Source organism: Rouxiella silvae (genome assembly GCF_002093625.1).
GTDB lineage: Bacteria > Pseudomonadota > Gammaproteobacteria > Enterobacterales > Enterobacteriaceae > Rouxiella > Rouxiella silvae.
Window position 1 is genome coordinate 1 of the sequence record NZ_MRWD01000093.1, and the last position, 11703, is coordinate 11703.

Consider the following 11703-nt stretch of genomic DNA (forward strand, 5'->3'; position numbering starts at 1 on the left):
TGATTTTATTTAGAATAATTTATTTAATTGGTTGCGCGATGGATATAAATTAATCGAATGGGTCGCAAAGTAATAACTATATTGTTGTCTACCATCCTCACTTGTAAAACTTTTTTCTGCGGCTCGCACCTCTGCCAGCACACGCTATACTTGTTCATAAGGTCGCCACCTTTTATCCCTCTGTTGCTCGTTAGATTTAACAGAGTGAAAGGAATGATTTCAGGCCGCTGTAGGCGACTGCCAGCTGGCAAGGGGGTGTATCATGGTAAATCATGTCTGGGGACTCATGTCTCGTCCTGGTCCCGAATTGCAACGTATTCAACGTGAACATGAAACGGTAACGCACGTGTATTCCCATCATGTTCTGCTTATGGCAGCTATTCCCGTGGTGTGTTCCTTTATCGGTACCACCCAGGTAGGTTGGAATTTTGGTGATGGCCAGAATCTGCAAATCACCATGCTGACCGCAGCCTCCATAGCAGCGGCTTTCTATGTCCTTATCCTTTGTGCCGTCGCGTTGATGGGGCGAATTATCTTTTGGATGGCGCGCCGGTATGAAAGTCGACCCAGCCTTAATAGCTGTATCGTGTTTGCTGGCTATGTGGCAACACCGATGTTCCTAAGCGGGATTGTCGCGCTGTATCCACTGGTGTGGCTGTGTCTGTTTGTCGGCCTGATAGGCCTTTGCTACAGCGGATACCTGCTGTATCTGGGGATCCCAAACTTCCTGGAAATCGACCATCGTGAAGGTTTTCTGTTCTCCAGCTCGACGCTGGCGATGGGCGTGCTGGTGCTTGAGTTCTTGCTGGCACTGACAGTGATTATGTGGGGTTATGGTTCAAAACTATTTTAACCGAGGACCGATTATCAATTCATTTGAGATTATAAAAGTTGCACGCGTTACACGCTAAATCCCCGTCGGAGAGTATATCCTGCGGGGATTTCCTTTTTTGATCAGCTTTGCCAATGTTTTAGTTTACTGGTTTTACCCACGCCGGGGTTGAAGCTGTTTGTGGGGTCAGCCTGCTGGTAAAATGCCTGCAAATGCGGTTTGGCAACATACAGATGTCCAACGTTGTGTTCAGCAGGATATTCCGCACCTTTAGCATCCAGTATTTCAAGCATTTGATGTTTTAACTCTTTGCTGTTTACCCCTTTCTTGACGATGTAATCCTGATGAAAAACGTGACACATAAAGTGTCCGTAATAGAGCTTTGCCACCAATTTATTATCAATTTCAGGCGGCAATACCTCAAACCAGTCGCGATCGTTGCGGCGCAGGGCGATGTCTAAGGCAAGAATATCCTCGACCTCTTTTTCATGCACAGCATGGTAGCGCACAGCGGCCCCCGCTGCGGCGAATCGATGCAGAAAGGCCTTTTTTCCTTCATCGGCTGAACAGACAAAAAAGTCGCCGTCTCGGTCGGCAAAAAAATGGGTCAAATAGTTTTGCGCCTCTGCAACACCCGCACCGCTCATTTTTAGCAGCAGGTGATGCTCATAGCGGTCGCGATATTTCTTCATTCTCGGCGGTAAATGATTGGGCAGGGCGCGGCTAAGGCACTGCATTACTCGATCGCTGAAGTTCTTTGGCAGGAAGGGGACTTTATTGATCCGTGCGTCAAATTTTCCTTTGGCGGTAAACATATCCGGCATTTTGTCGGTGCCGAGTTTGTCGATCATTAAGAAGGTATCTTTGCCGTAAACTTCAGTAATATCAAATATGTCCCGGTGCATATATTCACCGGCCACCGGCAAGTTTTCAAACTGGGCAAGAATACCGCGCCGAAGATCGGTAAGCACGGCGGTGCTGTCGGTGCCGATGTAAAATACCTGTTGCAGCGGCTCCGCTTCAAAAGTATCAAGCCTTACGGCAAAAATCGCCAGTTTTCCGGCACATCCCGAGGCCTCATACAGGCGTCGAGTGTCCGCGTTGAAGCGAGAGGGCGTATCCGCATCGACGTCGCGTACGCGCTCGGCATAGTCGTGATCGGACGCCTGAAGCGGGCCATTTTCAATATCCTCAGGCGTATATTGCCCATTTTGCAGGCGGGTCAGAATTTCTTCGGGATCAGTGCCCAGGCGAATGCCTAAATGGTTGATAAGCTCAACTTCTCCCCGCGCGTTGACCTGTGCATAAAGGGCCATTTCGGTATAGGCTGGCCCGCGCTTGATGAGCGATCCGCCCGAGTTATTACAAACTCCGCCGACTACCGATGCACCAATGCATGACGATCCGATTACCGAATGAGGCTCACGTCCCAGTGGTTTAAGACGTTTTTCAAGCTGGTATAAGGTGCCGCCGGGGAAGCTAATGACCTGTTTCCCATCGTTAATCAGCTGAATATCGTCGAGTTTTAAGGTGCTGAAAATCACGATGTCGCGATCGTAATCATCGCCGCTGGGCGTTGATCCTTCGGTCAAACCGGTGTTGGCTGCCTGCATAATGACAATTTTATCCGCCTCAACACAGGCCTGCAGCAGTTGCCATTGCTCAAGCAGAGTTTGCGGAAATACCACCGCCAGCGCGTTGCCGCCTCCAGAGCGGAAGCCTTTTCGATAGCGTTCTGTCTGACTTTGCGACGTCAACACGTTACGGCTGCCCGAAATGGTTTTAAGTTTTTCTATCAACGCAACGTTATTCGTCGATGTGGAATGAGGATGTTGAGTCATTCTGCCTCCCTGTCTCTTTATGACGGCACGTTTTGCCGATAGCTCGCTTGTAATCATAGGCCTAATAATTAGGTCAGGCGTTAAGGATAGGCTTTTTCAATAATTTATGGGTCATCTTTTAGCCATTAAACCATCATCAATCTGTCACAGTTGTCCCGCTTAATGGGCGTCAGAATCTGTAAGCAACCGGAGACAGCATAATGGCGCAAGCTCAACTTAAGCTGGCACAGGCTGAATACCCTCAGGCCGAGCCAGAGCATCAGAATAAAGTTTTAGACGTGAAAGGACTGGTTAAATCCTACAAATCAGGCTCTCGCGTGCTCAACAATATTAATTTTGAACTGCACGCGGGAGAGTTTGTTGCCGTGATTGGCCGCTCCGGCGCAGGTAAATCTACCCTGCTTCACGTGCTCAACGGCACTATTCCTCTGAGTGAGGGCAGCGTGGTTTGCCATTACGACGGCGGCGATAAACAGGAACTGGCGGGACTGACTGGCAAAGCACTGCGCCGCTGGCGTGCGGGCTGTGGCATGATTTTTCAGGATTTCTGTCTGGTACCTCGTCTAGACGTTTTAACAAACGTGCTGTTGGGGCGCCTTAGCCAGACGTCAACGTTGAAATCTTTCTTTAATCAATTTGACGACGAAGACCGTGCTCGTGCGATTTCACTGCTCGAATGGCTGCATATGTTGCCACATGCACTTCAGCGCGCCGAAAACCTGTCGGGCGGCCAGATGCAGCGCGTGGCGATTTGCCGTGCCCTGATGCAAAACCCAAAAATTCTATTGGCCGATGAGCCGGTTGCCTCACTCGACCCTAAAAATACCTTACGTATTATGAACGCGCTCAAAAAAGTCAGTGAAGACAATATTGCGGTGATGGTTAACCTGCATTCCGTTGAGCTGGTAAAAGATTTCTGTACTCGGGTCATTGGTATTGCTCATGGTGAGATTATTTATGATGGGCATCCTGATTATCTGACTGATTCAATCCTGCATAAACTTTATGGCGAAGAAAGTGAAGCGGTAAACGCATAACTCACCAAACTACACAAGGTTACTACTAAATGAAGAAGCTATTACGTCTGGCGGTATTTGTTGCAGGATCAATGGCAGCAATGAACAGCATGGCCGCAGATGCACCAAAAGAATTAAATTTAGGTATTCTTGGCGGCCAAAACGCCACACAGCAAATCGGCGATAATATGTGTGTAAAACAGTTCTTTGATAAAGAGCTGAATGTCGATACTAAATTACGCAACTCTTCTGACTACTCAGGTGTTATTCAGGGTCTGTTAGGCGGAAAAGTCGATATGGTATTAAGCATGTCACCTTCTTCTTTCGCATCGGTATATCTTAATAATCCGAAGGCCGTCAGTATTGAAGGTATTTTGGTCGATGATACTGACCAGTCACGTGGCTATCATTCCGTGGTTCTGGTTAAGGCTGACAGCAAATATAAAAAACTCGAAGATCTGAAAGGCACCGCCTTCGGCTTTGCTGACCCAGACTCTACGTCGGGTTACCTTATCCCGAACGCCGCATTTAAGAAGAAGTTTGGTGGTAATACCGACGACAGCTATAACCATTTCTTCTCGAGTACTACCTTCTCGGGCGGTCATGAGCAGGACATTCTTGGCGTGCTGAACGGCCAGTTTGCCGGCGCAGTAGCTTGGGCATCAATGATTGGTGATCCGTCAACCGGTTATACCTCTGGAGCATTCGGACGCATGATGCGTATGGGGAATCCTGATCTGATGAAACAGATCCGCATCATCTGGGAATCGCCGTTAATTCCTAACGGTCCTATTTTGGTCAGTAACTCATTACCTGCAGACTTTAAAGCTAAAGTGGTTGCGGCAATTAATAAGCTGGATAAAGAAGATCACGCCTGCTTCGTTAAGGCCGTTGGCGGTACCCAGCATATTGGCCCGGCATCATTGGCTGATTACCAGCAAATTATCGACATGAAAAAAGAGCTGACCCAAGGCGGTCGCTAATATTCTTTACCTTTCTAGCAGCAGGGATGTTGGCTGAATGTATGTTCCCCGGTCTCTTACTTAAGTAAGTTTCCGGGGAGTTATTCGCATGACGCCCGGCTGCTTTAAGAATGAATTTAACTTTTTTAACTGCTTTATATCTATTCAGGCAGAGCAGAGATTTATCTCCGCCATTAACTGTGGAAGCCTTATTTTGAATACAGAATTTCATCATTACTACCAGCAAATACGCAGCAAGCAAAAAAGAGAGGCGCTGATTTGGTCTGGCTTGATGTTAGTCCTTTATTTGTGGGCGGGGAGTATTTCAGAACTAAATTTAAAAACTATTTTTATTAATGCGCCGCACTTTTTCGATTATATCGTGCAAACCGTACCGACGTTGCATTGGGCCGACTTGTTTGCTGACGGCCACACGAAAGGTTCACTGGCTTATTGGGGATATCGATTAAATATCCAACTGCCGCTGATTTGGGAAACTATTCAGTTAGCGTTCTCATCCACCATCCTCTCAACCGCGCTTGCCGTGGTGCTGGCTTTTATCGCCGCTAACAATACTGATTCGCCAAAATGGCTCAAATTCAGCGTACGAACTTTTGTCGCTTTTCTGCGTACCATGCCGGAATTGGCGTGGGCGGTAATGTGCGTGATGGCGTTTGGCATAGGCGCTATTCCTGGTTTTATTGCGCTGACGCTGCACACTGTGGGAAGCCTGACCAAACTGTTTTATGAGTCGATTGAAACGGCCTCCGACAAACCGGTACGCGGGTTAAAAGCCTGTGGCGCGGGGCGTTTGCAGCGCATGCGCTTTGCCCTTTGGCCGCAGGTGCAGCCTATTTTTCTCTCTTACAGCTTCATGCGTTTAGAAATCAACTTCCGCCAGTCTACGATTTTAGGGTTGGTGGGCGCGGGTGGAATAGGGCAGGAGCTGATGACTTCAATCAAACTGGATCGCTATGACCAAGTCAGCATGACGCTGCTGCTGATTATTCTTGTGGTTTCGGTCATGGATTATGCTTCCGGCAAACTCCGTAAACGCGTTGTAGAAGGAACGTTCTGATGCTGACAGATTCTCTCTCGGCCGCTGGCGTCGCCAGTATCAAGCAGCAACACCCGCATCTTTTTGCCGCCCAGCGTCGTTATCTGCGTTTATTAGCGCTGTCCGCTGTGGTGGTGGTGATTTACTACCTGCTTTTCTTCCGCTTTTACGGTATCTCTTTTCAACAATTGACGCACGGCTGCGCCGAAATTGGTAAGTATTTCATTCGTATGTTTGTCTGGCAGAACTTCTCACAGTGGCCGCTGATGTACTACTTTACGCAGATAGCCATTACCTTGGCTATCGTGTTTGCCGGTACAGTAACCGCCTCGCTTCTGGCGCTGCCGTTGTCATTTTTGGCGGCGCGTAACGTGATGTCAACACCCGTGCTTCGACCCATTTCACTGATTATTCGCCGTATTATGGACGTGTTGCGCGGATTGGACATGGCTATCTGGGGGCTAATTTTCGTACGCGCTGTTGGCATGGGGCCGTTGGCTGGGGTGCTGGCGATTATCATGCAGGACCTGGGGTTGCTGGGTAAACTCTTTGCCGAAGGGCACGAAGCAGTAGAACGTTCGCCGAGCCGTGGGCTGCGCGCTCTGGGAGCCAATCCGCTGCAAACTCATCGATTTGGCATTTTTACTCAGTCGTTTCCAACGTTTTTAGCACTGTCGTTGTATCAAATTGAATCCAATACGCGATCGGCTGCTGTGTTAGGTTTTGTGGGTGCGGGCGGGGTGGGATTGGTTTATGCCGAGAATATGAGGCTGTGGAATTGGGACGTGGTGATGTTTATCACCCTGATTTTGGTCGTGATTGTTATGACCATGGATAAAATTTCCTCCATGCTGCGTGCAAAATATATTATCGGTAATGATATCGATTTGTTTAAACCTGAAGACACAAAACGTCCAAAAATGGCGATTTTCCGTTCAGAATAAAAGCAAACTCCCCGCCTTGGCGCGGGGAGTTATGGCGATGAAAATCAGCTTTTACCGGCCAGTACGACCAGTTTCTGATTCACAAACTCTTTGATACCTAAATCGGAAAGTTCGCGGCCAAAGCCTGAACGTTTCACACCACCAAAGGGCAGTTCCGGTGCCGTATCAGTCAGTGAATTGACGTACACCATGCCGGTCTCGATTATAGTTGCCAGCTTGCGTGCGCGATTGAGGTCACGGGTGAACAGTGCACCGCCGAGTCCATAATTCGAATCATTGGCAAGCTTCACCAACTCCTCATCATTTTTCACTACGTAAACTTGTGCTACCGGACCAAAGAACTCTTCAAAATAGGCGGGATTATCGCGGGTGATACCCGTCAAAATCGTCGCTTGGTAGAAGTTACCCGGATTATCACTGACCGCTTCGCCACCGATGTGCACTTTAGCTCCGTGTTTAACGGCCTCTTTAACCTGCTTGGTCAACGTTTTCAGAGCATCGGCCGAAGAGAGCGGGCCAAGCGTGGTTTTAGCGTCCAGCGGATCGCCAATTTTCAAATCTTTAAAGTGCTGAGTAAATTTCTTCAGAAACTCGTCGGCGACTTTTTCATGGATGATAAAACGTTTTGCAGCAGTACACACCTGACCGGCGTTGGCAATTCGCGCCTGCGCCCCCACCTTGGCAGCATGATCGATATCGGCATCTTCAAGGACAGCAAAAATATCGTTACCGCCCAACTCTAAAGTGGATTTTTTCAGTTTTCCCGCAGCTCTTGAGGCCACCACAGCACCGGCTTTTTCCGATCCAGTAAGCGCTACCCCTTGCACGCGGTCGTCATCAATGATGTTTGACACCTGATCTTGGGAAATAAATAGGTTGGTATAAGCCCCTTTAGGCGCACCGGCTTCATTCACCAGTTTCTCAAACGTTTCTGCACAGTGCGGCACGATGCTCGCATGTTTAACCAGCACGCTGTTACCCGAGGCAAGGTTGGGGGCCAATACGCGCATCAACTGATAGAATGGGAAATTCCACGGCTCTACAGCCATAATCACACCGATCGGGCTATGCTCGACCCACGCTTCACCCAGGCTCGATTTATAGGGAACCGGTTTGAGAAACTCTTCTGCATTATCTGCGTAATATTTGGCGATATCGGCACAGATCTGAACTTCGGCGCGGCTCTGCTCGATCAGTTTACCCATTTCGACGCTGACAACCTTTGCTAACTCGTCAATGCGTGACGACATCAGGTCTGAGAGTTTATGCAACACTTTAAGGCGTTGCTTGATCTCGCCCTGCGCCCAGTCGGATTTATACAACTGATGTGCTGTTTCCAAAGCCTGTTCGACCTGCTTATCATTATGCGTTTGATATTCTTTGATCAGCTGGTTATTGAACGGATTGATGGTTTGATAAGGCATGAATTGCTCCTTGTTTTGCCGCTCAAAGAGTGGGGAAATGCCCGTTTTCTCTGAACATGAATTGAGGTGCGTTATTCAGCTTTTGCTGCGGCTGAGAGTTAAGGATAGTCGATTGAGTCACCGTTTTTAGGCTTTGGCTGCGGTTTCCATAACTTTTAGGAATAGTTAACCCTTTTTTCAGTTCCAAATGAGAGCATTACCTCATTGATTGCCAAGCCATTCACTTTTATTCTGGGATCCCCCCTTTTTGCATGAGAGTGATATGAATCTATCTTCCATCCCTTTTTGTACGACAGACTGGAACCAGATTGCCCCCACTGAACATCCGGGTGAAATCGGGACGGCGATTTGGCGCACGCAGCACTTTGGCGACACATTACAGCCTGTTCGCGTGAGAATGGTTGAGTATTCGCCGGGCTACTTGGCAGATCACTGGTGTAAAAAGGGACATATTCTCTTTTGCCTTGAAGGGGAGTTACATACCCTTTTAGAAGACGGCCGAAAGTTTGTCCTCACGCCAGGTATGAGTTATCAGGTCGCGGACAATGCCGAAGCGCATCAGTCGTCCACGTCGGTCGGCGCCAAGCTTTTTATTGTCGATTAAGGCATTCTACTCCTCCGGCAATCTTCCCGGTGGAAAGCGATTTCAGCAAACGTTTTGAGGAGTTCTGGGTGAGTAAACTACGCGTGGGTATCATTTTTGGCGGCAAGTCATCAGAGCATGAAGTGTCTTTACAATCGGCCCGCAATATCGTTGATGCGATGGACAAGCAGCGTTTTGACGTCACCCTGTTAGGGATCGACAAACAGGGTGAGTGGCATATCAATGATGTCAGCAATTATTTGATTAATGCAGAAGATCCGTCACTTATTGCCTTGAATCGTTCCAATCAGCAGGTTGCGCTGGTGCCAGGGCTTGAAAAAAACCAGCTAATCGATACGCAAAATGCCCACGCGATGTCACAGCTTGACGTTATTTTTCCGATTGTTCACGGTACGCTTGGCGAAGACGGCTCGTTACAAGGGCTGCTGCGGATGGCTAATATTCCGTACGTCGGTTCTGGCGTCCTGGGATCGGCGGTTTGCATGGACAAAGACGTGACTAAACGCCTGCTGCGTGATGCCGGACTCAACGTAGCGCCTTTCGTGACACTGACTCGCCGCACCCGTAACCAGTATCCCTTTGATCAAGTAGTAAAAAATCTTGGACTGCCGTTGTTTATTAAGCCGGCCAATCAAGGCTCATCGGTTGGGGTCAGTAAAGTGAAAGACGTGGCTTCCTTTGAACAGGCGTTGGACAGCGCGTTTAGCTTTGATCACAAAGTGTTGGTGGAGTCGGCTATTAAAGGGCGTGAAATCGAGTGTGCTGTATTAGGAAATGATAATCCTAAAGCCAGCACCTGCGGCGAGGTCATTCTGCACGATGAATTTTACTCTTACGACACCAAATATATTAATGAGCAAGGCGCTTCTGTGGCAGTGCCGGCCGATCTCCCTGCCGAGGTTAACGACAGGATCCGTGCCATTGCTATTCATGCATTTCAGGCTTTGGAATGTCGTGGAATGGCGCGGGTAGACGTGTTTTTGACCGAAGAGGGTGAGGTGGTGATCAACGAGATTAATACCTTGCCTGGCTTTACTAATATCAGCATGTATCCCAAGCTTTGGGCGGCGAGCGGCGTTGATTATACTACGCTTATCACATTGCTGATTGAGTTGGCGATTGAACAACATCAAATGGATAGCCAACTTAAAAGTTCACACTGATTGCACTTTCTCAAATCGCAGAAATGAAAAAGGCGACAAACGTCGCCTCTTCTGCTTACTGCTGTCTTGCCTGATACTGTCGGCGTTATTTATAAATCTCAGCGGTACCAAACAGATGGTTATCACCACCGGCAGAAACGATGCGGTATGAGCTTGCACCTTCCTGAGCGGCTTTGGCAGCCAGTTTACCTTGCAGAGTACTCAGGTCGTTACCGTTAGTTGTTGCACTTACTGTACCGATACTTTGTGCATCATTTGGGGCCATTTGAACTTCAGTAGCGGCAAATGTGGCGAATGAAGCGGTAGTGAGTGCGATAACTGCAAATGCTTTAGTCAGGTTTTTCATCATATTGTCCTAGTCTTCGTGTGTGCCTAATTTGCGGTGACGGCATAGTTGCCATTCGATTTTTCAAATTAAGCGTTTAATACTGTCCGATACATTTCGTCTGCGTGACGCATGCCGACAAAACGTTTTTACCCTTTACTGCAAACTTCAACTGCTCTTAAATTTCACGCGGTGACAAACTCGCGAACTTATTTATAAATTTCAGCGGTACCGTACAGATGATTTTCACCACCTGCGGAAATGATGCGGTATGAACTTGCACCTTCCTGAGCGGCTTTGGCAGCCAGTTTGCCCTGGAGGCCGCTAAGGTCGTTACCGTTGGTCGCTGCACTTACCATACCGATGCTTTGTGAGCCGGCCGGTGCCATCTGAACTTCAGTGGCGGCGAAAGTAGCAAAAGAAGCGGTAGTCAGTGCAATCACGGCAAATGCTTTAGTCAGATTTTTCATGGTCTTAATTCCTATTCTCGTTTTATTTAAGGCTTGAATTTTGGATGACGATATTAGTTATCGTTCGTTAACTAAATACTAAGCCTTGTCTCTGTCCGATGCAATACATTTATTTAATAATCGTTAACTAATTGTGCTAAACGCTTTCCGTCCTACTTTTCTTATTTGTAGATTTCAGCGGTACCGTACAGGTGATTTTCACCCCCGGCGGAGACGATGCGGTATGAACTTGCACCTTCCTGAGCGGCTTTGGCGGCCAGTTTGCCTTGCAGACCACTAAGGTCGTTACCGTTGGTCGAGGCGCTTACCACACCGATGCTTTGTGAACCGGCCGGTGCCATCTGGACTTCAGTGGCGGCGAAAGTGGCAAATGAAGCGGTAGTCAGTGCAATCACGGCAAATGCTTTAGTCAGGTTTTTCATGAGTAATTCCTCTTTATCTGGTTATCTGAACCGGGTACTTATCGGGTTCAGTGTTTGATTCTGGGTCGTCGTTATTAATTAACGTTCGATAAGTAAATGATAGAGGGTGAACGGATCCTGCGCAACTCATTTATATATTAATCGTTAACTAATTGTGCGGATCGTATGTTAGACATGGGTGGGGCGCAAAAAAGCCAGCCCGTGGGCTGGCCGGTAAATCTGAACGGGTGCTGTTGGACCTCCGCCTGACAACCGCCAACGAGCGGGAGCGAACTCCCGCAAGCCGGGTTGCATTACCTCACAGATTCACAGACCGAATATGCGTTAACCTCTATCCAGGCGAGTTTCACCTTAATTTCACAAAGTGAATCCCCTTTTATCCAAGCGAACGCTAAAAGGCTCAAACAGATGAAAGCTGTTATCACAACAGTGGCTATAAGTGGGTACCGCATAACGACCTCCTTTTCCTTGCTTTTCAGCATGTGAGGCGCTACCTTTACGTTGTTGAGCATAAGGGACGCCTCGGATTGATTTAATATCATTTCGGGGCTTTTCTCTTTCTATCCCTTGCATAAAAATTACTTAATGCTTAGAAAAGAAAGATCCTAAGCACCCGCGCGAAGTGTATCAGCCTTTCCAGCAT

Annotated in this window: 13 protein-coding genes; 7 read left to right on the plus strand and 6 right to left on the minus strand. The window is 48.1% G+C overall.

Annotated features, from left to right (window positions below):
- The first annotated feature begins 262 nt into the window (after positions 1-262).
- Positions 263-853 carry a Yip1 family protein gene (locus tag BS639_RS23660; protein WP_055777547.1) on the plus strand — a complete coding sequence of 197 codons (591 nt, stop codon included), beginning with the start codon at positions 263-265 and terminating at the stop codon, positions 851-853.
- A gap of 101 nt (positions 854-954) precedes the next feature.
- On the opposite strand, the gene dld is transcribed toward BS639_RS23660, so the two are convergent.
- Positions 955-2673, minus strand: a complete 1719-nt coding sequence (gene dld / locus BS639_RS23665) for a D-lactate dehydrogenase (RefSeq protein WP_084984520.1) — start codon at positions 2671-2673, stop codon at positions 955-957.
- 200 nt (positions 2674-2873) lie between these two features.
- Between dld and phnC the strand changes: the two genes are divergently transcribed.
- From phnC to phnE (BS639_RS23685), 4 genes are all read left to right on the plus strand, one after another.
- Positions 2874-3710 (plus strand): phosphonate ABC transporter ATP-binding protein, encoded by an 837-nt coding sequence (gene phnC / locus BS639_RS23670; RefSeq protein ID WP_084984521.1) that lies wholly within the window; start codon positions 2874-2876, stop codon positions 3708-3710.
- Between the two features lie 29 nt (positions 3711-3739).
- Positions 3740-4672: a phosphonate ABC transporter substrate-binding protein gene (gene phnD, locus BS639_RS23675; protein WP_055777554.1), complete on the plus strand. Its 933-nt coding sequence runs from the start codon at positions 3740-3742 to the stop codon at positions 4670-4672.
- A 193-nt stretch (positions 4673-4865) separates the two neighbouring features.
- Positions 4866-5729: a phosphonate ABC transporter, permease protein PhnE gene (phnE, locus tag BS639_RS23680; RefSeq protein WP_055777557.1), complete on the plus strand. Its 864-nt coding sequence runs from the start codon at positions 4866-4868 to the stop codon at positions 5727-5729.
- Positions 5729-6652, plus strand: coding sequence for a phosphonate ABC transporter, permease protein PhnE (gene phnE / locus BS639_RS23685; RefSeq protein WP_055777560.1), 924 nt, complete (start codon positions 5729-5731; stop codon positions 6650-6652). Before phnE (BS639_RS23680) ends, phnE (BS639_RS23685) begins: the two co-directional genes overlap by 1 nt.
- A gap of 44 nt (positions 6653-6696) precedes the next feature.
- Here the strand turns inward: phnE (BS639_RS23685) and BS639_RS23690 are convergent, their stop codons facing one another.
- Complete coding sequence (locus BS639_RS23690) at positions 6697-8076, minus strand: NAD-dependent succinate-semialdehyde dehydrogenase (RefSeq protein ID WP_084984522.1); 1380 nt, start codon at positions 8074-8076, stop codon at positions 6697-6699.
- Positions 8077-8338: 262 nt separating this feature from the next.
- Between BS639_RS23690 and BS639_RS23695 the strand changes: the two genes are divergently transcribed.
- Positions 8339-8680, plus strand: a complete 342-nt coding sequence (locus BS639_RS23695; RefSeq protein WP_084984523.1) for a DHCW motif cupin fold protein — start codon at positions 8339-8341, stop codon at positions 8678-8680.
- Positions 8681-8748: 68 nt separating this feature from the next.
- Complete coding sequence (gene ddlA / locus BS639_RS23700; RefSeq protein ID WP_055778235.1) at positions 8749-9843, plus strand: D-alanine--D-alanine ligase; 1095 nt, start codon at positions 8749-8751, stop codon at positions 9841-9843.
- A gap of 85 nt (positions 9844-9928) precedes the next feature.
- On the opposite strand, the gene bhsA (BS639_RS23705) is transcribed toward ddlA, so the two are convergent.
- From bhsA (BS639_RS23705) to BS639_RS25330, 4 genes are all read right to left on the minus strand, one after another.
- Positions 9929-10189, minus strand: a complete 261-nt coding sequence (bhsA, locus tag BS639_RS23705) for a multiple stress resistance protein BhsA (protein ID WP_055777568.1) — start codon at positions 10187-10189, stop codon at positions 9929-9931.
- Positions 10190-10377: 188 nt separating this feature from the next.
- The gene (gene bhsA, locus BS639_RS23710) at positions 10378-10638 is read right to left on the minus strand and encodes a multiple stress resistance protein BhsA (RefSeq protein WP_084984524.1); all 261 of its coding nucleotides are present in this window, start codon (positions 10636-10638) and stop codon (positions 10378-10380) included.
- A 161-nt stretch (positions 10639-10799) separates the two neighbouring features.
- Entirely contained in the window at positions 10800-11060 is a 261-nt protein-coding gene (gene bhsA / locus BS639_RS23715) for a multiple stress resistance protein BhsA (RefSeq protein ID WP_055777572.1), read from the minus strand.
- A 293-nt stretch (positions 11061-11353) separates the two neighbouring features.
- Positions 11354-11602: a Hok/Gef family protein gene (locus BS639_RS25330; RefSeq protein WP_084984525.1), complete on the minus strand. Its 249-nt coding sequence runs from the start codon at positions 11600-11602 to the stop codon at positions 11354-11356.
- Positions 11603-11703: the final 101 nt, after the last annotated feature.